Here is a 22,808-nt window from a genome sequence, read left to right as displayed (position 1 = left end):
CAGGCGTGCAGCAACCCCTCCGCGTACCGCCGAAGGTTCCTGCACGGGTCGTCGTGCTGGCGTCGGGGACCGGGTCGCTGCTGCGGTCGCTGCTGGAGGCCACCGCGGGCGAATACCCCGCATCGATCGTCGCCGTCGGGGTGGACCGCGACTGCCCCGCCGTCGACATCGCCGCGGCCGCCTCGATTCCTGCCTACACCGTGCGCCTGCGCGACTATCCGGACCGCGAGGCGTGGGACGTCGCGATCACCGAGGCCACCGCTGCGTACGAGCCCGACCTGATCGTCTCCGCTGGTTTCATGAAAATCCTTGGGCCACATTTCCTCTCGCGATTCATGGGCCACATCATCAACACGCATCCGGCGCTGCTGCCGGCCTTCCCCGGTGCCCATGCGGTGGCCGATGCGCTCGCATATGGCGTCAAGGTGACCGGATGCAGCGTGCATCTGGTCGACGCGGGAACCGACACGGGGCCGGTTCTGGCGCAGGAGGCGGTGCCGATCCTCGAGGACGACGACGAGGCGACCCTGCACGAACGGATCAAAGTCGTCGAACGGCGGCTTCTGGCTGACGTATTGGCCGCGGTGGCTGTCCGCGGTGTGACCTGGACCGGACGAAAGGCAACACTGGGATGACCGAGGGCAAGCGGCCGATTCGGCGGGCGCTGATCAGCGTCTACGACAAGACCGGCCTCGCCGAGCTGGCTCGCGGGCTGCACGAGGCGGGCGTCGGCATCGTCTCCACCGGATCGACCGCGAAAACCATTGGCGCGGCTGGTGTTCCAGTGACACCGGTGGAAGAGGTCACCGGCTTCCCCGAGGTGCTTGACGGTCGGGTCAAGACGCTGCACCCGCACGTGCACGCCGGACTGCTCGCCGATCAGCGCAAGCCAGAACATGTCAAGGCCCTGGGCGAACTCGGCATCGGGGCCTTCGAACTCGTCGTGGTCAACCTGTACCCCTTCTCCGAGACCGTCGACTCCGGCGCGAGCATCGACGAATGCGTCGAGCAGATCGACATCGGCGGTCCGTCGATGGTCCGGGCCGCAGCAAAGAACCACCCCAGCGTCGCGGTGGTCGTCGACCCGCTGGGCTACGACGGTGTGCTCGCCGCCGTCCGGGCGGGCGGTTTCAGCCTCGACGAGCGAAAGAGGCTGGCGTCGTTGGCATTTCGCCACACAGCGGAGTACGACGTGGCGGTCGCGTCCTGGATGGGCTCGGTGCTGGCGCCCGAGCAGTCGCGAAGCCCGCTGCCCGAATGGGTCGGCGCCACGTGGCGGCGCAGCGCCGTGCTGCGCTACGGCGAGAACCCCCATCAGCAGGCCGCGCTCTACCGCGACGACGCCGCATGGCCGGGTTTGGCCCAGGCCGAGCAGTTGCACGGCAAGGAGATGTCCTACAACAACTACACCGACGCCGACGCCGCGTGGCGCGCCGCCTTCGACCACCCCGAGATCTGTGTGGCGATCATCAAGCACGCCAACCCGTGCGGTATCGCGATCTCATCGCAGTCGGTGGCCGATGCACACCGGAAAGCTCACGAGTGCGATCCGCTGTCCGCGTTCGGCGGTGTGATAGCGGCCAACACCGCGGTGTCGGTCGAGATGGCCGAGACCGTCGCCGACATCTTCACCGAGGTCATCATCGCGCCCGCCTATGAAGCCGGCGCGGTGGACGTGCTCACCCGTAAGAAGAACATCCGGGTGTTGTTGGCGTCCGAACCGCAGCCAGGGCGCAGCGAGTTCCGCCAGATCGGCGGCGGCCTGCTGGTGCAGCAGCGCGACGAGTTCACCGCTGCCGGTGACGACCCGCTCAATTGGACGCTGGCCACCGGCGAACCCGCCGATCCGGCGACATTGGCGGACCTGAAGTTCGCGTGGCGGGTGTGCCGGGCGGTCAAGTCGAACGCGATCGTCGTCGCTGCGGGCGGCGCCACCGTCGGCGTCGGTATGGGCCAGGTGAATCGCGTCGACGCGGCCCGGCTGGCGGTCCAGCGCGCGGGTGACCGGGTCCGCGGTGCGGTGGCCGCCTCGGACGCGTTCTTCCCGTTCCCCGACGGGCTCGAGGTGCTGACCGAAGGCGGAGTCAAGGCCATCGTCCACCCGGGCGGTTCGGTACGCGACGAGCAGGTCACCGAAGCCGCTGCCAGAGCGGGCATCTCGCTCTACCTCACCGGTGCGCGTCACTTCGCGCACTGATGTCTGGTTGAAGCCCGCCGAACCCGGCGGGAGGCGGATATGTTGCACACCATGGTCACTGCGTGGCGTGCTGCCGCCGTCCTCCTGCTGGCAACGGTTCCGATGGTCGCGTGCACCCGGACCGTCGACGACGCGCGCGCTGTCGCCGGTGCCGACCTGTCGACGTCGGCCGATTCCGGTGAGCTCGACGCATCGCGGTGCGAGGTCGTCGACGAGCCCTTGACGACGATTCCGGCGAAGAACGACAACGAGCCGGTGCTGAAGATCCCGACGCCGCCGGGATGGGTGCGGACCACGATGATGGATTCGGAACTGATCCGCTTCGCCATGCGCAACGACGAGCTGACCACGCAGGGGTTCACGCCCAACGTCGTGGTGACGCTCGAGAGCGCGCCGGGCATGCAGGATGCCGACGTGGTCTTCGCCAACATGCGCGACGCGCTCGAGTCGGGTATCGGCGCCACGGACGTTCGCGAGACCGAGCGCACGCTGTGCGGGGCGCCCGCCAGGACGTTCGACTACCAGATGCCCGCGATGGGTAGCGTCGCGGCGCATCCGGCCGTCGCGCTGGGCGCAGTACTGCGCACCGAGGGCCAGACTTTCGCGATCAGCGTGACCGCCCAGACCCTGGACCCCGAGGACCCGACATATCAGCGGGACAGCGAGACGATCCTCGACGGGTTCCAACTGCTGCCGCCCTCGGATGGTTGAGCCGACGCGCACGCTCGAGCGTCGCGAGCGTGCAGGAAATCTGACGGAATCGCGGCGTGTTCACGGCAAACCCGCACTCTCGCGGGACAAGTCGTAGCGTGGAGTGGTGACTCAACCCCAAGATCTACCCCGCACCGTCGGCGAGCTGAGGGCCTCGGGCCATCGCCAGCGGGGCGTCAAGCAAGAAATCCGGGAGAACCTGCTGGCCGCTCTGGCGGACGGACGTGACGCGTGGCCGGGGATCCTCGGCTTCGAGGACACCGTCATTCCGCAACTGGAGCGGGCGCTGATCGCCGGCCACGACGTGGTGCTGCTGGGCGAACGTGGGCAGGGCAAGACGCGGTTGCTGCGCGCGCTGGCGGGTCTGCTCGACGAGTGGACCCCGGTGATCGCCGGTTCGGAGTTGGGCGAGCACCCGTATGACCCGATCACCCCCGAGTCGATCCGGCGCACGGCCGATTCGGGCGACGACCTGCCGATCGCGTGGCGGCACCGCAGCGAGCGTTACACCGAGAAGCTGGCCACCCCCGACACCAGCGTGGCCGACCTGGTCGGCGACATCGACCCGATCAAGGTGGCCGAGGGCCGCAGCCTCGGCGATCCGGAGACCATCGCCTACGGCTTGATCCCGAGGGCGCATCGGGGCATCGTCGCGATCAACGAGCTGCCCGACCTCGCCGAGCGCATCCAGGTGTCGATGCTCAACGTGATGGAGGAGCGCGATATCCAGGTCCGCGGATACACGTTGCGGTTGCCGCTCGACGTCCTCGTGGTCGCCAGCGCCAACCCGGAGGACTACACCAACCGCGGCCGGATCATCACCCCGCTCAAGGACCGGTTCGGCGCCGAGATCCGCACGCACTACCCGTTGGAACTCGACGCGGAAGTCGGAGTCATCACACAGGAGGCGCACCTGTCCGCCGAGGTGCCCGAGTACCTGATCCAGGTGCTGGCACGATTCGCCCGCTATCTGCGCGAGTCGCGGTCGATCGACCAGCGCTCGGGGGTTTCGGCGCGCTTCGCGATCGCCGCCGCCGAGACCGTCGCCGCAGCCGCGCGCCACCGGGCGGCGGTGCTCGGCGAACAGGAGCCGGTGGCCCGGGTGGTCGACCTGGGCACGGTGATCGACGTGCTGCGCGGCAAGCTCGAGTTCGAGTCCGGCGAGGAGGGTCGCGAGCAGGCCGTGCTCGAGCATCTGCTGCGGCGGGCCACTGCGGACACCGCGCAGCGGCTGCTCGGCGGCATCGACGTCGGACCGCTGGTGGTCGCGATCGAGAACGGCTCGGCCGTCACCACCGGTGAGCGGGTCTCGGCGCGCGACGTGCTGGCCGCCGTTCCCGAAGTGCCCGCGATCGCCGAGATCCAGAAGCGGCTCGACGCGAAATCCGACGGACAACGCGCCGCGGCGGTCGAGTTGGCGCTCGAGGCGCTGTATCTGGCCAAGCGGATCGACAAGGTGTCGGGCGAAGGCGAAACGACCTATGGCTGAACGGAAGCGGCGCAGCACGGATTGTGAATCTGACGACGGAAATCGCCCCAAAGCGTCGTCGGATTCACATTCGACGCGAGTTGGAGAGCGTGGGCATGGCTAAACACGTCTCGCGGTATTCGCGATACACCGGCGGCCCCGACCCGCTGGCGCCCCCGATCGACCTGCGCGAGGCGCTCGAGCAGATCGGTCAGGACGTGATGGAGGGCAGCTCACCGCGGCGGGCGCTTTCGGAGATGTTGCGTCGCGGAACCAAGACCATGCGCGGTGCCGACAGGCTCGCGGCCGAAGCCAACCGTCGTCGCCGGGAGTTGTTGCAGCGCAACAACCTCGACGGCACGCTGGCGGAGGTCAAGAAGCTGCTCGACGAGGCCGTGCTGGCTGAGCGCAAGGAGCTGGCGCGCGCGCTCGACGACGACGCCCGGTTCAACGAGATGCGCATCGAGTCGTTGCCGCCGTCGCCCGCGAAGGCGGTGCAGGAGCTGGCCGACTACCAGTGGCGAAGCCCCGAGGGGCGCGAGAAGTACGAGCAGATCAAGGACTTGCTCGGCCGCGAGATGCTCGATCAGCGGTTCGCGGGCATGAAGCAGGCGCTGGAGAACGCCACCGACGAGGACCGGCAGCGGGTCAACGAGATGCTCGACGACCTCAACGAGCTGCTGGACAAACACGCCAGGGGCGAGGACTCCCAAGAAGACTTCGACAACTTCATGAACAAGCACGGCGAGTTCTTCCCGGAGAACCCGCGCAACGTCGACGAACTGTTGGACTCGCTGGCTCAACGCGCAGCGGCCGCCCAGCGCTTCCGCAACAGCCTGAGCGCCGAGCAGCGCGCCGAACTGGATGCGTTGGCGCAACAGGCATTCGGCTCACCGTCGCTGATGAACGCGTTGAACCGCCTCGACGCCCATCTGCAGGCCGCACGGCCCGGGGAGGACTGGTCCGGTTCGTCGGAGTTCTCCGGAGACAACCCGCTCGGCATGGGCGAGGGCGCTCAGGCGATGGCCGACATCGCCGAACTGGAGCAGTTGGCCGAGGCGTTGTCGCAGAGTTATGCCGGCGCCACGATGGAGGACGTCGACCTCGACATGTTGGCCCGCCAGCTGGGCCAGGACGCCGCCGTCGACGCGCGCACGCTCGCTGAGCTGGAGCGCGCGTTGATGGACCAGGGGTTCCTGGACCGCGGCTCCGACGGCCAGTGGCGCCTGTCGCCCAAGGCGATGCGTCAGCTCGGCCAGACCGCACTGCGCGATGTGGCACAACAGCTTTCGGGTAGGCACGGTGAACGTGACACTCGCAGGGCGGGTGCGGCGGGTGAGCTGACCGGCGCGACCCGGCCGTGGGCGTTCGGTGACACCGAACCGTGGAACGTGACGCGCACCCTCACCAACGCGGTGCTGCGTCAGGCCGGGTCGGGGGTGGCCGAGCGGCCGATTCGCATCACGGTCGAGGACGTCGAGATCTCCGAGACCGAGACGCGCACCCAGGCGGCGGTGGCGTTGCTGGTCGACACCTCGTTCTCCATGGTGATGGAGAACCGGTGGCTGCCGATGAAGCGCACCGCGCTGGCGCTCAACCATCTCGTCAGCACGCGGTTCCGGTCGGACGCGTTACAGATCATCGCGTTCGGGCGCTATGCCCGAACCGTGACGGCCGCGGAGCTCACCGGGCTGGAGGGCGTGTACGAGCAGGGCACCAACCTTCATCATGCGCTGGCATTGGCCGGGCGGCATCTGCGTCGTCATTCCAATGCCCAGCCGGTGGTGCTCGTCGTCACCGACGGGGAACCGACGGCGCACCTGGAGGGGTATGGACGCGGTGCAGGACCTGAGTCGGCGGCTCAGCCGCCGGGAGTCTTCTTTGACTATCCGCCGCATCCGCGGACCATCGCCCATACGGTCAAGGGCTTCGACGACGTCGCCGCGCTCGGCGCGCAGGTCACGATCTTCCGGCTGGGCAACGATCCGGGGCTGGCGCGGTTCATCGACCAGGTGGCGCGGCGGGTGCAGGGCCGCGTGGTGGTGCCCGACCTCGACGGGCTGGGCGCCGCGGTCGTCGGCGACTATCTGCGGTCCCGCCGACGCCGCTGAGCGCGGGCGGAAGGCTCAGGCGGCCTTGCGCTTCTTGCGCTTCACCCCGACGCGGCCCCACAGGGAGAAGCCGCTGATGCACACGCACGGTGCGCCGGGCGAGCCCTCGCCCTCCACGGAGCGGTCGAAGGTGCCCATCACGCCGACGCCACGCAGATCGACGTTGACCTCCGGCGGCACCAGGATGGTCTGGCCGCCGAAGATCGAGTACGCGTGGATCTCCACCTCCGGGGAGGTGAAGTCGGCATACCGCAAGTCCACCACCCCGCCACCGAACAGGGCGAACGTGGTCATCCGTCGGGGCACATTCCAGCGGCCGCGGCGCTCGAAGCCGCTCATGATCGCCAGCAGCATCGTCGACGGCGCCGGCCGGCACGGGCCGCCGCTGCGCCCCCGGGTGATCGCGCCGGGCAGATCCGCCGACAACCGGTCCAGCTCGTCATAGGTTTGCGCGGCATAGGCCTTGGTCAGCCGGTCCTCATACTCGCTGAGTTGAAGCCGGCCCTGGGCGGCGGCATCAGTGAGCAGCTGTGCCACCTGAATTCGATCGGTGTCAGCAGCACGCATCGAACCGCTCCGCGACGCTGGATTGCTCATCGGCTACGAGCGTACGACGAACCGTGGCACATGCAAGCAAGTAGGCCAAACTGTGCCCTGACTCGCTACGGCGAAGAATCTAGACGGACAAACTATTGTCTGGCCGCCAGGAATTCGGCGAAGCCGACCGTGCCCACCGGGTTGCCCGGAACCAGGTTCGCGCCCGCCCGCAGCTCGCTGCCGATTCGTCCCGGCACGGGAACCGGAACGACTCGGCGCCGGCTCGCTACTGCATGGAGATACATGCGTGCCAACTCCGTGTGCGTGTGCACCGCTGGACCGCCGATGTCCGGCGCCCGCCCGGTCGGTTCGGCGTCGACGAGTTCCACCAGCCGTGTCGCGACGTCGGCGGTGTGAATCGGCTGAAACCGCACCCCGCGAAACGCCCCCAGCACGGGGAAGTACCGCTGCAGCGAGAAGATCGTGCGGATCAGGTCGTGGAACTGCGTCGCGCGCAGCACCGTGTGGCCGACGCCGGACGCTTCGAGGACCTGTTCAGCGCGCAGCTTCGTGCGGTAGTACGGCAGCGGGATGCGGTCGATGCCGACGATCGACACGTGCACGATGTGGGCGACGCCGGACCGGCGGGCCGATGCGACGAGGTTGCGCATCGCGGTGACGTCCTTGTCGCCGGTCGGTTGCGTCGCGCAGTTGACCACGACCTCGATGCCGTCGACGGCCGCGTCCAGGCCGGTGCCCGTCAGCAGATCGGCCTGGGCCCAGTGCACGCCGGTGTACCCGACATGGCTCTTGCGGCTCAACGCCCGTACGTCGTGGCCGACGTCGATGGCCTCCGGAACCACGCGGCGGCCCAGCGTGCCCGTTGCCCCGGTGACGAGAACCGTACGTGACATCAGCCCACCGCCCACCTCGGCTCGCGCTTCTCGAGGAACGCGAGCATGCCTTCGCGGGCCTGCTCGGAGACGAACAACTCGGCGCTCTGCGCGGTGAGCTCTTCGGCGTGGTGATCGAAGGATTCCAGGATCGGCGCGCTGACCAACGCTTTCGAGGCCGCCAGTCCCTGCGGCGACGCCTTGGCGATCGCGGCGGTCAGCTCGGCGACGCCGGCGTCGACGTCGTCGGAGGCGATCGTGATCAACCCCATCTCGGCAGCCTCCGCGGCGAGGAACTTCTCCCCGGTGACGAAATAGCGGCTCGCCGCGCGGCTGGTCATCCTGGGAAGCAGGGTGAGCGAGATGATCGACGGCGCGACGCCGATGCGGGCCTCGGTCAGCGCGAACGTGCTCTGCGGGCCGGCCACGACGATGTCGCACGCGCCGACCAGCCCGAGCCCGCCCGCGCGCACATGCCCGTCGATGGCGCCCACCATCGGGACCGGCAACTCGAGGATGCGGCGCAGCAGCCGGGTCATCTCACGGGCGCGGTCGACGGCCAGGTCGCTCGGTTCGCGCCCCGCCGCCTCACTCAGATCGGCTCCCGCGCAGAAGGTTCGGCCGGTATGCCCGAGCACGACGACGCGCACATCGGGATCGGCGACGGCGTCGGTGAAGCCCTGGTGCAACTGTTCGACCAGCGCGGTCGACAACGCATTGCGGTTGTCCGGTGAGTCGAGGGTGAGCCGGGCAACGGGCCCGTCGACCGCGAATTTGACGAGTGCGCTCATCGATACCAGCCCATCAGTACGACCGGGGCAGCCCGAGCGAGGTCTGGGCAACGAAGTTGAGGATCATCTCCCTGCTGACGGGCGCGATGCGAGCGAGCTTCGAGGCCGTCACCGCCGCGGCGATGCCGTACTCCTTGGTGAGGCCGTTGCCGCCCATCGACTGCACCGCCTGGTCGACCGCGCGCACCGACGCCTCGCCTGCGGCGTACTTGGCCATGTTCGCGGCCTCGGCGGCGCCGACGTCGTCTCCTGCGTCGTAGAGCGACGCCGCCTTCTGCATCATCAGCTTCGCCAGTTCGATCTCGATGTGGTTCTGCGCCAACGGGTGTGAGAGCCCTTGGTGGGCGCCGATCGGTGTCTTCCACACCTGACGTGTCTTGACGTAGTCGACGGCCTTGTTGATCGCGAACCGGCCCATGCCGACCGCGCTCGCGGCGCCCATGATGCGCTCAGGATTCAGTCCGGCGAACAGCTGCGCGATCGCGGCGTCCTCGGAGCCGACCAGGGCGTCGGCGGGCAGCCGAACCTCATCGAGGAAGAGCTGGAACTGGTTTTCCGGGCTGACCAGTTCCATCTCGATCTTGGTCGCGTTCAACCCTTTTGTGTCGGTGGGCACGATGAACAGCGCCGGTTTGAGGTTACCGGTCTTGTGGTCTTCGGTGCGGCCGACGACGAGCACCGCCTGCGCCTGGTCGACGCCGGAGATGTACACCTTCTGCCCGGACAGGATCCAGTCGCCTCCGTCGCGGCGCGCGGTCGTGGTGATGCGGTGGCTGTTGGAGCCCGCGTCGGGTTCGGTGATCGCGAACGCCATGGTGATCGAACCGTCGGCGATGCCCGGCAGCCACCGCCTCTTCTGGTCGTCGGTGCCGAATTTGGCGATGATGGTGCCGTTGATCGCGGGCGAGACCACCATCAGCAGCAGCGGGCATCCCGCCGCCGACATCTCCTCCATCACGATGGACAGCTCATACATGCCCGCGCCGCCGCCACCGTACTCCTCGGGCAGGTTCACGCCGATGAACCCGAGTTTGCCTGCCTCCGACCACAACTCGTCGGTGTGCTGATCGGCGCGCGCCTTTTCGAGGTAGTAGTCCTGGCCGAAGTTCGCGGCCATCGCGGCGACCGACTTGCGTAACGCCTGCTGTTCTTCGGTCTCGACGAAACTGCTCACTGTTCTCCTTCGGATCGGGCGACGACTCGGGCGATGACGAAGCCGACGTCGACTTGTTGGCCGGGTTCGGCGTTGAGTTCGGCGAGCACACCGTCGCTGGGTGCGGTGACGGTGTGCTCCATCTTCATGGCTTCCAGCCACACCAGCGGTTGACCGGCGGTGACGGTGTCGCCGACCGCGGCACCGACGCGCAGCACCGAACCGGGCATCGGCGCCAACAGCGAGCCGTGTGCAACGGCGTCGTCGGGGTCCCCGAATCGCGGTTTCACGGTGAGATGAACCGGACCCGATGGCGAGTCGACGAACACGTCGTGGCCGTGACGTGCCACCTCGAAGGGCCGGTCCACTCCCGCCACCGTCAACACGATCCGCGTCGGTGATGCCGAGAGGAGCGAGACGTCGTCGTGGTCCGGCAACTCCAGGCCCGAGCGGGTGAAGCGGTAACGCACGTCGTGTTCGACGCCCGAGGCGTCGGCGTACCGCGTGCTCTGGTGGCCCGACGCCAGATTGCGCCAACCGCTGGGGGCGGCGGCGAACGCCGTGGCGCTGCTGCGGTTCTGCGCCGCATCGGCGAGCGCGGCGGCCACCGCCGACAACGCGATTGTGCGGTCGTCGGCGAGCGGTGCGGCCAACGACGCGAGGCCGTGCGTGTCGAAGAACGCGGTATCGGTGGCACCGTCGAGGAACGCCGGATGCCGCAGCACGTTGACCAGAAGATCGCGGTTGGTGCGCACCCCGTGAATGTGGCTGCGGGACAACGCGTCGGCGAGTACGGTGGCCGCCTGCCGACGGTTGGGTGCGTGGGAGATCACCTTGGCCAGCATCGGGTCGTAGAAGATCGACACCACCGACCCGTCGACGATTCCCGAATCCACCCGCACGTTGGCGGGGACCTCGAAGCGGTGCACGGTCCCGGCCTGCGGCTGCCAATCCTTCGCCGGGTCCTCGGCGTAGAGCCGCGCCTCGATCGCGTGGCCCCGCGAAGGCGGCGGTTCGGCGTCGAGTCTGCCGCCGTCGGCGATCAGCAGTTGCAGCTCAACCAGATCCAGGCCGGTGGTCTCCTCGGTGACGGGGTGTTCGACCTGCAACCGGGTGTTCATCTCGAGGAAGTAGAAGTCACCGGACCCGTCCGCCATGAACTCGACGGTGCCCGCTCCGGTGTAGCCGATTGCGGTCGCGGCCAGCCGCGCGGCGTCGAAGAGCTTGGCGCGCATGCCCGGTGTGCGTTCGACGAGCGGCGAGGGCGCCTCTTCGATGATCTTCTGGTGGCGCCGCTGGATCGAGCACTCCCGCTCGCCGACCGCCCAGACGGTGCCGTGTTCGTCGGCGAGCACCTGAACCTCGACGTGGTGGCCGCTGGCCAGGTAGCGCTCGCAGAACACGGTCGGGTCGCCGAACGCCGACGCCGCCTCCCGGCGCGCGGCTTCCACTTGGCCCGGCAGCGCGGACAGCTCGCGTACGACGCGCATCCCGCGGCCGCCGCCGCCCGCCGAGGCCTTGATCAGCACCGGCAGTTGGTCGGCGGTCACGCCGTCGGGGTCCAGCTCATCGAGTACGAGCACGCCCGCGGCGGCCATCAACTTCTTCGCCTCGATCTTGCTGCCCATCGCGGCGACCGCGGCGGGTGGCGGTCCGATCCACGTCAGACCCGCCTGGTGTACCGCGGTCGCGAATTCGGCGTTCTCCGACAAGAACCCGTATCCCGGATGGACGGCGTCGGCGCCTGCGGCCGCAGCCGCGGCGATCAGCTGATCGGCGTCGAGGTATCCGGTGCGCCCGTCCAGGCGTACCCGCGCGTCGGCCTCGCCGACGTGGGGGGAGTGCCTGTCGGGGTCGGTGTAGACGGCCACGGTGCCGATGCCGAGCCTCCTGCACGTCGCGAACACCCGGCGGGCGATCTCTCCGCGGTTGGCGACCAGAACTCGAGTGATCATCGCTGACATCGGGACGCTCACATCCGGAAGACGCCGAAGTTCGACGTCCCCTCGATCGGGCCACTGGCGATGGCGGACAGGCACATTCCGAGAACGGTGCGGGTATCGCGGGGATCGATGACCCCGTCGTCGTAAAGCCTGCCCGACAGGAACATCGGAAGAGACTCGGCGTCGATCTGCGCTTCGACCGCTGCCCGCAGCGCGGCATCGGCGTCCTCGTCGACGGCCTGCCCGCGGGCCTCGGCGGCGGCACGGCTGACGATCGACAGCACTCCCGCCAACTGCGTCCCGCCCATCACCGCGGACTTGGCGCTCGGCCAGGCGAACAGGAATCGCGGGTCATACGCCCGGCCGCACATCCCGTAGTGGCCCGCCCCATAGGAGGCGCCGATCAGCAGCGAGATGTGGGGCACGGTCGAGTTCGAGACGGCGTTGATCATCATCGAGCCGTGCTTGATCATGCCGCCTTCCTCGTACTTGCGCCCGACCATGTACCCGGTCGTGTTGTGCAGGAACAACAGTGGTGTGTTCGAGCGATTCGCCAACTGGATGAACTGGGTGGCCTTCTGCGACTCCTCGCTGAACAGCACGCCGCGAGCGTTGGCCAGGATGCCGATGGGGTAGCCGTACAGCCTTGCCCAGCCGGTCACCAGCGACGAACCGTACATCGGCTTGAATTCGTCGAACTCCGAGCCGTCGACGACGCGTGCGATCACGTCGCGCGGGTCGAACGGGATGCGCAGATCCGCGGGCACGATGCCGACCAGTTCTTCGGCGTCGAAGAGCGGTTCGACCACTGGCGCGGGCGTCGGACCATGCTTGCACCAGTTCAACCGCGCGACGATGCGGCGACCGATCCGGATGGCGTCGGGCTCATCGAGCGCGAAGTAGTCGGCCAGACCGGAGGTGCGGGCATGCATCTCGGCGCCACCGAGCGACTCGTCGTCGGACTCCTCGCCGGTGGCCATCTTCACCAGCGGCGGCCCGGCCAGGAACACCTTGGACCGTTCCTTGATCATCACGACGTGGTCGGACATGCCCGGGATGTAGGCGCCGCCGGCGGTGGAGTTGCCGAACACCAGCGCGATCGTCGGGATTTCCGCCGCCGACAACCGGGTCAGGTCGCGGAACATCTGCCCGCCGGGGATGAAGATCTCCTTCTGCGTCGGCAGGTCGGCACCGCCCGATTCCACCAGCGAGATCAGCGGGAGCCGGTTCTGCAGCGCGATCTGGTTGGCGCGCAGGATCTTCTTCAGCGTCCACGGGTTGCTCGTGCCGCCCTTGACGGTCGGGTCGTTGGCGACGATCAGGCATTCGACGCCCTCTACCGCGCCGATGCCGGTGACCACGCTGGCACCGACGGTGAAGTCGCTGCCCCACGCCGCCAGCGGGCTCAACTCGAGAAACGGCGAGTCGGGGTCGATCAGCAACTCGATGCGCTCGCGAGCGGTCAGCTTGCCGCGGTCGTGGTGGCGTTGCACGTACTTCGCACCGCCGCCCGCCAGCGCCTTGGCGTGTTCGGCCTCGAGTTCGGCGAGTTTGGCGGTCATCGCGGCACTCGCCTCGCCGAACGCGGGCGATGCGGCGTCGAGCGTGGAGCGCAGAGCGGTCACGACTGGAATCCCAACGTCTTGGCGGCCAGGGAAGTGAGTATTTCGGTTGTGCCGCCGCCGATTCCGAGGATGCGCATGTCGCGATACTGGCGTTCGACCTCGGACTCGGCCATGTAGCCCATGCCGCCGAACAACTGGACGGCCTGGTTGGCCACCCACTCGCCGGCCTCGACGGCGGTGTTCTTGGCGAAGCACACTTCGGCGATCAGGTTGGTCTCACCATGGATCTGTCGTTCGACGACGTGACGTGTGTACACCCGAGCGACGTCGACGCGGCGCGCCATCTCGGCCAACGTGTTCTGTACCTGCTGTCGCGAGATCAACGGCCGGCCAAAGGTTTCCCGGTTGCGGCACCACTCGACGGTGAGGTCCAGGCAGCGTTGCGCGCTGGCGTAGGCCTGCGCGGCGAGTCCGACGCGTTCGGACACGAACGCCGCCGCGATCTGCAGGAAGCCGGAGTTCTCGGTACCCACCAGATTGGCCGCGGGCACCCGCACATCGGTGTAGGAGAGTTCGGCGGTGTCCGACGAGCGCCAGCCCATCTTGTCGAGCTTGCGGGTGACCTGAAATCCAGGCGTGCCCTTGTCCACCACGAGCAACGAGATTCCTGCCGCCCCCGGTCCGCCGGTGCGCACCGCGGTCACGACGTAATCGGCGCGCACGCCCGACGTGATGTAGGTCTTGGCGCCGTTGACGATGTAATCGTCTCCGTCGCGGAGCGCCTTGGTCGTCAGGTGCCCGACGTCGGAGCCGCCGCCGGGTTCGGTGATCGCGAGGCTGCCGATCTTCTCGCCGCGCAGGGTCGGCCGCACGTATGTGTCGATCAATCGCTCGTCGCCCGAGGCGATCATGTGCGGCACCGCGATGCCCGAGGTGAACAGTGAGGCGAACACCCCGCCGGGGGCACCGGCGTAGTGCATCTCCTCGCAGATCACCACCGCATCGACGCCGTCGCCGCCGCCACCGCCGACCGGCTCGGGGAATCCTGCGCCCAACAGCCCGGCGGCGCCGGCCCTGAGGTGTAGCTCGCGCGGCAGCTCGCCGGTGCGTTCCCATTCGTCGACGTGCGGAAGCACCTCGCGCTCGGCGAACGTCCGCACGGCCTTACGGAGTTGTTCGCGTTCGGGGGTGTGCCACATGCTCACGGCATCAACTCCTTTGGTATGTCTCCACACAGTTCGACAGGGATGTCGACATGGCGGCTGCGCAGCCATTCGCCGAGACCTTTCGCCTGTGGATCGAACCGGGCCTGGTAGGCGACGCCCTCACCGAGAATGTCTTCGATGAAGAAGTTGACCGCGCGGAGGTTCGGCAGTAGGTAGCGCGAGACCGGTAGATCCGTTGTCTCGGGCAGGAGTTCGCGCAACTTCTCGATGGTCAGCATGTGCGACAGCCAACGCCACTGCTCGTCGGTTCGCACCCAAACGCCGATGTTCGCGCTGCCACCCTTGTCCCCGCTGCGGGCGCCGGCGATGACGCCGAGCGGCGCGCGCCTGGTCTCACCGAATGCAAGCGGCTCGGGCAGGGCGACCGGCGACACCGGCGCCAGGTCCAGAGTTTCCGCGGCGGGGGGTACCTCGACTCGGGAACCGTCGGCACGCACGGCGACGTGGGGCACCTCGGCGGCGGCGACGAAGGCCGGTTTGAAGACGCCGTAAACCTGGCCCTGACCCGGCGGGCTGGTGGCGTGGAAGCCGGGATAGCTGGACAGCGCGAGTTCGACTGCCGCAGAGGAGAACTGGCGACCCACCTTTTCCGGATCGGAGTCACGGACCACGCAGCGCAACAGGGCGCTGGCTGCCTCTTCGGTGTCGGCGTCGTCGTGGTCGGTACGTGCCAGGGTCCACTCGAGCTGGGCGGGTTCGACCGTCATGGCCGCCTCGAGTTGGCGCCGCACCAACTCCGCCTTTGCCTCGATGTCGAGTCCCGTCAGGACGAGCGCCATCTCGTTGCGGAAGCCGCCGATGGCGTTGAGCGACACCTTCAGCGTCGGCGGCGGCGGCTCACCGCGTACGCCGGAGATCCGCACGCGATCCGGCCCTTCGTCGGACAGCTCGATGCTGTCGACGCGCAGCGTCGCGTCGGGATTGGCATAGCGCGCCCCGGCGATCTCGTACAGCAGTTGCGCGGTGACGGTGTCGACGCTGACCGCGCCGCCGGTGCCCGGGTGTTTGGTGATGACCGACGAGCCGTCCGAGTGGATCTCGGCGAGCGGAAACCCCGGCCGGATCAAGGCACTCAGATCCGGGAAGTCTCTGGCGAAGAACGCGTAGTTGCCGCCGGTGGCCTGGGCGCCGCATTCGATGACATGGCCGGCCGCGACCGCACCGGCGAGCCGGTCGTAGTCGGAGCGACTCCAGCCGTGGTGCGCGGCGGCCGGCCCGACCGTCACCGACGCGTCTGTCACACGTCCGGTCACCACCACGTCGGCGCCCGCTTGGAGACAGTCGACGATCCCCCAGGCGCCGAGGTAGGCATTCGCCGCCAGAACCGAGCCGAACCCGAGTTCGCCCGCACGCGCGATCAGGTCGTCGCCCTCGACGTGTGCGACGTTGACCGTCAACCCCAACCGGTCGGCGAGTGCGCGCACCGCGCCGGCAAGTCCCGCAGGGTTGAGCCCTCCGGCGTTGGTGACGATCCGCACACCCCGGTCGCGCGCGAGGCCGAGGCACTCTTCGAGCTGGGTCAGAAACGTCTTGGCGTAGCCGCGGTCGGGCGACTTCGCGCGGTCGCGCGCCAGGATCAACATCGTCAGCTCGGCGAGATAGTCGCCGGTCAGGTAGTCGAGATCACCACCGGTGAGCATTTCGCGCATGGCCGCGAGCCGGTCGCCGTAGAACCCCGAGCAGTTGCCGATACGGACCGGACCACCTGCAGAGGTCACGCGGGCTCCCTTCGTCACGGCCGCCATCAACCAACCGGTAGGTTAACGATGACCAGCGGTACCGCGTCAAGGTTCGGGCCATCGTATTCCGCTGTTTTGGAGGCTACGCAGGTCGTTGGCTATCCTGAAGGACACTTGCCGGCGCCTACCCGTGCGCGCGGCGCCAGACTTACCCCCGCAAGAGGAGATCTCCACCATGGCTGTGCCCAAGCGCAGAATGTCGCGCGCCAACACCCGGAGCCGGCGCGCGCAGTGGAAGGCCAAGCGCACGGAGTTGGTGGGCGTCAACGTGGCCGGTCAACAGCACAAGGTGCCGCGCCGGTTGCTCAAAGCCGCCCGTCTCGGGCTGATCGACCTCGACCGTCGCTAGCGCGGCGTCGGGTGCGCCGGCCGCAGCGGGTCCGGCGCGCTTCTCAGGTCAGTCTCAGATAGGGGGTTGACACTGTGGCTGTGCGCATACTTGTCGTCGACGACGATCGCGCCGTGCGCGAGTCGCTGCGCCGGTCGCTCTCGTTCAACGGTTACTCAGTCGAACTGGCCGAGGACGGCCTCCAGGCGCTGGATCGAATCGCCAGCGATCGGCCGGATGCCCTGGTGCTCGATGTGATGATGCCGCGCCTGGACGGCCTCGAGGTGTGCCGTCAACTCCGCAGCACCGGTGACGATCTGCCGATCCTGGTGTTGACGGCGCGCGACTCGGTCTCCGAGCGGGTGGCCGGCCTCGATGCCGGAGCCGACGACTACCTGCCGAAGCCGTTCGCGCTCGAAGAGCTGTTGGCCCGCATGCGAGCGTTGTTGCGCCGCACGGCCCCCGACGACGGTGCGGAGTCGGCCGCGATGACGTTCTCCGACCTGACGCTTGACCCCGTCACCCGTGAGGTCACCAGGGGTCAGCGCCAGATCAGCCTGACGCGCACCGAATTCGCGCTCCTCGAGATGCTGATCGCCAACCCCCGTCGGGTGCTGACCCGCAGTCGCATCCTCGAAGAGGTGTGGGGCTTCGATTTCCCGACCTCCGGTAACGCCCTCGAGGTGTACGTCGGGTATCTGCGCCGCAAGACCGAAGCCGAAGGAGAGCCGCGACTGATCCACACCGTGCGCGGGGTGGGTTATGTGCTGCGCGAAACGCCTCCCTGATGTCCGCGCCGAGTTACGGGGCTGCGCCCCAACCCGAATCGCCCCGACCGCCGTCGAGAACCAGTTCGGTGTCTCTGCGGTGGCGCGTGATGCTGCTGGCGATGTCGATGGTGGCGATGGTCGTGGTCTTGACCACGGTGGCCGTCTGGGCGGTGGTGTCGCGCGCGTTGTACGACGACGTCGACAACCAACTGCGCAACCGGGCCCGGTTGTTGATGGAAAGCGGCTCGCTGCAAGCCGATCCGAGTAAGGCCATCGAGGGCACCGCGTACTCGGATGTCAACGCGATGCTGGTGATCCCGGGCCGGGCCATCTTCACGGCCAACCAGCAGGGAGAGACGCTGCCGCTGGGCGATCCGGAAAAGGCCGTCCTGCGAGGGGATCTGATCATGTCGTTGCGCACCGCCGATCATCAGCGGGTGCTCGCGATGCACTTGTCTAACGACAGCTCCCTGTTGATCTCCAAGAGCATGGCTCCCACCAATGCACTGCTCCGGCGGTTGAGCACGGTGCTGATCATCGTCGGTGGACTCGGCGTTGCGGTGGCCGCGATCGCGGGTGGTGCGGTCGCGCGTGCGGGGTTGCGTCCTGTGGCGCGGTTGACTCAGGCCGCCGAGCGCGTGGCGCGCACCGATGACCTGCGGCCTATCCCGGTGTTCGGCAGCGACGAACTCGCCCGCCTCACCGAGGCGTTCAACATGATGCTGCGTGCGCTGGCGGAGTCCCGCGAACGTCAGGCCCGGCTCGTCACCGACGCCGGCCATGAGCTACGGACCCCGCTGACGTCGTTGCGTACGAACGTCGAACTGCTGATGGCGTCGATGGCGCCGGGCGCGCCGCGGCTGCCGGAGGACGAGATGGCCGAACTGCGTGCCGACGTGATCGCCCAGATCGAGGAATTGTCCACGCTGGTCGGTGATCTGGTAGACCTGACGCGCGACGACGCGGGTGTCACCGTGCATGAGACGGTCGACGTGGCCGAGATCGTGGACCGGTCGCTGGAGCGAGTTCGCCGCCGCCGCAACGACATTCAGTTCGAGGCGACGACGACACCCTGGCTGGTCTACGGTGACGAGGCCGGGTTGGCGCGCGCCGTGCTCAATCTGCTGGACAACGCCGCCAAGTGGAGTCCTCCGGGCGGCCTGGTGACCGTCCGCCTGAGGCAGATCGACCCGATGAACGCCGAGTTGGTGGTCTCCGACTACGGCCCCGGCATTCCGCTCCAGGAGCGTCCGCTCGTGTTCGAGCGGTTCTACCGGTCGACGACGGCCCGGTCGATGTCCGGCTCGGGCCTCGGATTGGCGATCGTGAAGCAGGTCGTGCTCAAACACGGCGGTTCGCTGCGAATCGAGGACACCGTTCCGGGCGCCCAACCACCAGGTACGTCAATGCACGTCGTGCTGCCGGGGCGGCCGGTGCACGATGATGCTGGCGAGCGGGTCGCGCCCCGACACGCCCCCGCCGAGTGATCCCACGCGGGGCGCGTGTCAACGATGATTGAGTCCGGCGGGAATGGGGGAACGAAGTTTGGGTAGGAACCGAACGTTCTCTAAGTGGATTCTCAGCCCGACGGGGCACTGTTGACGCGAGTCCGACGTTGTCCCAGATGTCGGAACACAGAACGAATGAAGGTAAGGAAGATCCCGAGCGACATGACGAACCACCCGAGGTATTCGCCGCCCCCGCCGCCGGGCCGCCGGCCGATGGGCACTGAGCACGGGACGCCCGGTTACCCCGGTGGCGCCCAGCGTCCCGGCCCGTACCAGCAGCAGCCCTACGACTGGCGGTATGCGACGCAGCAGCATGTGGCTCACCAGCATCCGAATCAGCAGTTCCGTGCGCCCTACGACCCCTACCGTGGCGCGGCTCAGCCGCTGCCCGGTCAGCCACCGCAAAAGCGTTCTCGCGCAGGGGCGTTGACGGCTGGAGCACTGGCCGTGGCGGTCGTGTCGGCCGGCATCGGCGGCGGGGTGGCGCTACTGGCGCAGCCGGACCGCCCCGCGGCATCGTCGTCGATCAATGGCGCGGCGCCCAGTGTGCCCGCTGCCAGCCTGCCGGTGGGTTCCGTCGAACAGGTCGCGGCGAAGGTGGTTCCGAGCGTCGTCAAGCTCGAGACGGACATGGGGCGAGCATCCGAAGAGGGGTCGGGCATCATCCTGTCCACCGACGGATTGATTCTGACCAACAACCACGTGGTGTCGGCGGCCCAAGGCGGCCCCGGCGGTCCCGGCGGTCCCGGTGGCTCCTCAACGGGGCCCACCGGCGCGCAGACCAAGGTCACCTTTTCGAATGGTCGCAGCGCCCCGTTCACCGTCATCGGCACCGATCCGAGCAGCGACATCGCCGTGGTGAAGGCTCAAGGCGTCTCCGACCTCACGCCCATCGCCATCGGTTCGTCGGCCAACCTGCAGGTGGGCCAGGACGTGGTTGCGGTCGGTTCTCCGCTCGGCCTCGAAGGCACCGTCACGACGGGGATCATCAGCGCGTTGAACCGTCCGGTCGCCGCCAGCGGCGACGCCCGGAATCAGAACACGGTCCTGGACGCGATCCAGACCGATGCCGCGATCAACCCGGGCAACTCCGGTGGCGCGCTGGTCAACATGAACGGTGAACTGATCGGCGTCAACTCCGCGATCGCCACGTTGGGCGCCGATGCTGGACCTCAGGCACAGAGCGGTTCGATCGGTCTGGGCTTCGCGATTCCCGTCGACCAGGCCAAGAGAATCGCCGACGAGTTGATCAAGAACGGCACCGCGGCGCACGCTTCGCTGGGCGTGCAGGTCGGTAACGACGCGTCGGTCGACGGCGCTCGGATCGTCGAGGTGACCGATGGTGGCGCTGCCGCCGCGGCGGGTTTACCGAGCGGGGTCGTGGTCACCAAGGTCGACGATCGGGTGATCAGCAGCGCCGATGCGCTGGTCGCGGCCATCCGGTCCAGGGCGCCGGGGGAGAAGGTCACGCTGTCGTACCTCGACCCGTCGGGCAAGCCGAGTACCGTCCAGGTCACGTTGGGTAAGGCGCAGCAGTGAGCACACCGACGGACGTGACCACGCTGAGAGTGGCCGCGCCGCTGTCGCGGGCCGCATATACGGTGGCACTCATGGAACAGCCAGCGGAGTTGGTGGGCCGGGCACTGGTCGTCGTGGTCGATGACCGCACCGCACACGGCGACGAAGAGGATCACAGCGGTCCGTTGGTCACCGAATTGCTCGGCGAGGCGGGCTTCGTCGTCGACGGCGTCGTCGTGGTGTCGTCCGACGAAGTCGAGATCCGCAACGCTCTCAACACGGCGGTGATCGGTGGTGTGGACCTGGTGGTGTCCGTGGGCGGCACCGGCGTCACGCCCCGCGACGTCACTCCCGAAGCCACCCGCGACATCCTGGACCGGGAACTGCTCGGCATCTCCGAAGCACTGCGAGCGTCGGGGTTGTCCGCCGGGATGATCGATGCCGGGGTCTCCCGCGGCCTCGCCGGCATCTCGGGCAGCACGCTCGTGGTCAACCTCGCAGGCTCGCGCGCGGCGGTGCGCGACGGCATGGCGACCCTCAACCCCCTCGCGGTCCAGATCATCGGTGAGCTGTCCAGCCTCGACATCTGAGCCGTCGCGTCCGAAGGCGGGAGATGTGATCTTAGTCACAGTAGTGTGTCATCGTGGGTGACCGGTCGAAGCCCAGCCGCAACGCAATCGACGATGTTTTCGGTGAGGCCATTCCACGCGTTTCGGGCGACGAACGCGACGTCGCGACACCCGACGACGACGCCGAGCGTGAGCGTTGGATGCGGGAAAATCGTCCGCCGCATCACAATTGAGTCATCGAGCCCCTACAAGGTGACCACCCGCTGCGCGTCGTGAAGCGCGACGGCGGTCTTCGACGCTGGACCCGACCGACCGGCTCACGTTACGGCCAGGTAACGCCCCGACCGCGTGTGCCACGGCTACCTCCCCGGCAAACCGGCAGGTCCCGTAACGTTCCCCGGTCGTGCGGCGATCTCCCGTTGCCGGGTTCGTGCCCGACCGTTATGTTCCTCGTGTCACAACGATGAGCAGCACGTAACAGCGACATGTGAGATCTCTCATCTGGTCGCAGGGGCCTGGCGCCACTGGGACCGGAGGAGCGCCAGGCGCCAACTGCAGAGCACGGTGAGCCGACAGCTGACCGCCGACATAGCTAGGGGGATTATGAAGGTATTCAGTCGGGTGCTGGTCGCGTTGGTATTGGCGATAGCTGGAGCTGTCGGGTCGTTGTTTGTGGGTACGGGCACCTCACACGCGGGGCTGGACAACGAGGTGAGTCTGGTCGATGGCAAAGATCGGACGTTGACGATTCAGCAGTGGGACACCTTTCTCAATGGGGTGTTTCCTCTTGACCGCAACCGGCTGACTCGTGAGTGGTTCCATAGTGGTCGGGCGAAGTACGTCGTGGCCGGCCCGGGTGCTGATGAGTTTGAGGGGACCTTGGAGCTGGGGTATCAGATCGGCTTTCCGTGGTCGTTGGGTGTGGGGATCAACTTCAGCTACACCACGCCCAATATCTTGTTCGATCAGGCTCCGGCGAACCCTCTGTTGGCGTTCGAGCCTGGTAGCACGAACTTCATCACGACGCCGAACTTGTTTCCCGGGGTGTCGATCAGCGCCGATCTCGGTAACGGTCCGGGTATTCAGGAGGTTGCGACGTTCTCGGTGGACGTGGCCGGTCCCAGTGGCGGGGTGGCGGTGTCGAATGCGCACGGCACGGTGACCGGTGCTGCCGGTGGTGTGTTGTTGCGTCCGTTCGCTCGGCTTATCTCGTCGGCCGGTGACAGCGTCACCACCTACGGCGAGCCGTGGAACATGAACTGACGAAAGCTCTCCCGAGCAACACAACAGCCCCCGGGATCCTCCGGGGGCTGTCCTGTATCTGGCCGGAGATGGAACGGGACATTGCTATCGGGTAAACAGCAGAAGCGCTTTGCTGGTGATCTTGATCACAACGTGTTACAACGACGAGATTGTGATCGAGCTGGCCGCCGAGCTCCAATGTGCTGCAGCACACGGCCGCGGTGGCCTGGCGCGAGTGAACTGCGAGCTCGGGCCCCTACAGTACGTCCGAGATCGCGCGGAATCCGCCTGCTGCAGCGTTATTCGCGCGGTGACAGCAAGCGGGCGATTCGCGCGGATCAGAAGTCCTGCCCGGGCGCAGACCTCACGCTCGCGTTGCCGGTTCTCTCCGGCACCGTTATGTTCCTCCTGTCAACGCACGGGCTCAACGGCAGAGCGGCACCCGAGGTTCTCTCGTTTGCTCAAATTGACTCCTGCGTCGTTTTCGTGGCAGAAGCGCCAACCACGAACTGACACACAGTTGCGTGTTCACAGGGGAC

At 67.7% G+C, this 22,808-nt stretch carries 20 protein-coding genes; 12 read left to right on the top strand and 8 right to left on the bottom strand.

Features of this window, described 5'->3' with window-relative positions; translation table 11 throughout:
• Positions 1-5: 5 nt before the first annotated feature.
• From purN to AU193_RS09595, 5 genes are all read left to right on the top strand, one after another.
• Positions 6-635, top strand: coding sequence for a phosphoribosylglycinamide formyltransferase (gene purN, locus AU193_RS09615; protein WP_064422126.1), 630 nt, complete (start codon positions 6-8; stop codon positions 633-635).
• A complete protein-coding gene (gene purH / locus AU193_RS09610) occupies positions 632-2,197 on the top strand; it encodes a bifunctional phosphoribosylaminoimidazolecarboxamide formyltransferase/IMP cyclohydrolase (protein ID WP_064422125.1) in 1,566 nt (521 codons plus the stop codon). The genes purN and purH overlap by 4 nt, the downstream gene beginning before the upstream one ends.
• A 51-nt stretch (positions 2,198-2,248) precedes the next feature.
• Positions 2,249-2,908 (top strand): hypothetical protein, encoded by a 660-nt coding sequence (locus tag AU193_RS09605; RefSeq protein ID WP_064422247.1) that lies wholly within the window; start codon positions 2,249-2,251, stop codon positions 2,906-2,908.
• Between the two features lie 106 nt (positions 2,909-3,014).
• Entirely contained in the window at positions 3,015-4,397 is a 1,383-nt protein-coding gene (locus tag AU193_RS09600; protein ID WP_064422246.1) for a sigma 54-interacting transcriptional regulator, read from the top strand.
• Between the two features lie 95 nt (positions 4,398-4,492).
• Positions 4,493-6,487, top strand: coding sequence for a VWA domain-containing protein (locus tag AU193_RS09595; RefSeq protein ID WP_064422124.1), 1,995 nt, complete (start codon positions 4,493-4,495; stop codon positions 6,485-6,487).
• A gap of 15 nt (positions 6,488-6,502) precedes the next feature.
• Here the strand turns inward: AU193_RS09595 and AU193_RS09590 are convergent, their stop codons facing one another.
• The 8 genes from AU193_RS09590 to AU193_RS09555 all read right to left on the bottom strand — a co-directional run bounded on the left by AU193_RS09590 (position 6,503) and on the right by AU193_RS09555 (position 16,313).
• Complete coding sequence (locus AU193_RS09590; protein ID WP_064422123.1) at positions 6,503-7,084, bottom strand: DUF1707 domain-containing protein; 582 nt, start codon at positions 7,082-7,084, stop codon at positions 6,503-6,505.
• Between the two features lie 92 nt (positions 7,085-7,176).
• On the bottom strand, positions 7,177-7,938 hold the full coding sequence (locus tag AU193_RS09585) for an SDR family oxidoreductase (RefSeq protein WP_064422245.1): 762 nt from the start codon (positions 7,936-7,938) through the stop codon (positions 7,177-7,179).
• A complete protein-coding gene (locus tag AU193_RS09580; protein WP_064422122.1) occupies positions 7,938-8,708 on the bottom strand; it encodes an enoyl-CoA hydratase family protein in 771 nt (256 codons plus the stop codon). The genes AU193_RS09585 and AU193_RS09580 overlap by 1 nt, the downstream gene beginning before the upstream one ends.
• A 13-nt stretch (positions 8,709-8,721) precedes the next feature.
• Positions 8,722-9,897 (bottom strand): acyl-CoA dehydrogenase, encoded by a 1,176-nt coding sequence (locus AU193_RS09575; RefSeq protein ID WP_172798262.1) that lies wholly within the window; start codon positions 9,895-9,897, stop codon positions 8,722-8,724.
• On the bottom strand, positions 9,879-11,816 hold the full coding sequence (locus tag AU193_RS09570) for a biotin carboxylase N-terminal domain-containing protein (protein WP_064422244.1): 1,938 nt from the start codon (positions 11,814-11,816) through the stop codon (positions 9,879-9,881). Before AU193_RS09570 ends, AU193_RS09575 begins: the two co-directional genes overlap by 19 nt.
• A 17-nt stretch (positions 11,817-11,833) precedes the next feature.
• Entirely contained in the window at positions 11,834-13,429 is a 1,596-nt protein-coding gene (locus AU193_RS09565) for an acyl-CoA carboxylase subunit beta (protein ID WP_064422120.1), read from the bottom strand.
• The gene (locus AU193_RS09560) at positions 13,426-14,574 is read right to left on the bottom strand and encodes an acyl-CoA dehydrogenase family protein (protein WP_064422119.1); all 1,149 of its coding nucleotides are present in this window, start codon (positions 14,572-14,574) and stop codon (positions 13,426-13,428) included. Before AU193_RS09560 ends, AU193_RS09565 begins: the two co-directional genes overlap by 4 nt.
• Positions 14,571-16,313: an acyclic terpene utilization AtuA family protein gene (locus AU193_RS09555; RefSeq protein ID WP_256364333.1), complete on the bottom strand. Its 1,743-nt coding sequence runs from the start codon at positions 16,311-16,313 to the stop codon at positions 14,571-14,573. The genes AU193_RS09560 and AU193_RS09555 overlap by 4 nt, the downstream gene beginning before the upstream one ends.
• 196 nt (positions 16,314-16,509) lie before the next feature.
• Here AU193_RS09555 and rpmF point away from each other — a divergent pair, with 196 nt between their 5' ends.
• The 7 genes from rpmF (at position 16,510) to AU193_RS09525 (ending at position 22,290) form a co-directional block, all read left to right on the top strand.
• On the top strand, positions 16,510-16,683 hold the full coding sequence (gene rpmF, locus AU193_RS09550; RefSeq protein ID WP_064350598.1) for a 50S ribosomal protein L32: 174 nt from the start codon (positions 16,510-16,512) through the stop codon (positions 16,681-16,683).
• An 80-nt stretch (positions 16,684-16,763) separates the two neighbouring features.
• The gene (locus AU193_RS09545; protein WP_064422243.1) at positions 16,764-17,450 is read left to right on the top strand and encodes a response regulator transcription factor; all 687 of its coding nucleotides are present in this window, start codon (positions 16,764-16,766) and stop codon (positions 17,448-17,450) included.
• Positions 17,450-18,919 (top strand): HAMP domain-containing sensor histidine kinase, encoded by a 1,470-nt coding sequence (locus AU193_RS09540; RefSeq protein ID WP_064422117.1) that lies wholly within the window; start codon positions 17,450-17,452, stop codon positions 18,917-18,919. The genes AU193_RS09545 and AU193_RS09540 overlap by 1 nt, the downstream gene beginning before the upstream one ends.
• 183 nt (positions 18,920-19,102) lie before the next feature.
• Positions 19,103-20,479, top strand: coding sequence for a S1C family serine protease (locus AU193_RS09535; protein WP_064422242.1), 1,377 nt, complete (start codon positions 19,103-19,105; stop codon positions 20,477-20,479).
• 23 nt (positions 20,480-20,502) lie between these two features.
• Positions 20,503-21,048, top strand: a complete 546-nt coding sequence (locus AU193_RS09530) for a molybdenum cofactor biosynthesis protein B (RefSeq protein WP_172798260.1) — start codon at positions 20,503-20,505, stop codon at positions 21,046-21,048.
• A gap of 53 nt (positions 21,049-21,101) precedes the next feature.
• On the top strand, positions 21,102-21,260 hold the full coding sequence (locus tag AU193_RS23330) for a hypothetical protein (RefSeq protein ID WP_172798255.1): 159 nt from the start codon (positions 21,102-21,104) through the stop codon (positions 21,258-21,260).
• A 370-nt stretch (positions 21,261-21,630) separates the two neighbouring features.
• Positions 21,631-22,290 (top strand): MspA family porin, encoded by a 660-nt coding sequence (locus tag AU193_RS09525; RefSeq protein WP_064422116.1) that lies wholly within the window; start codon positions 21,631-21,633, stop codon positions 22,288-22,290.
• Positions 22,291-22,808: the final 518 nt, after the last annotated feature.

Origin of the sequence: Mycobacterium sp. GA-1285, assembly GCF_001499905.1 — a bacterium.
GTDB lineage: Bacteria > Actinomycetota > Actinomycetes > Mycobacteriales > Mycobacteriaceae > Mycobacterium.
This window is presented reverse-complemented; position numbering and strand designations above follow the sequence as displayed.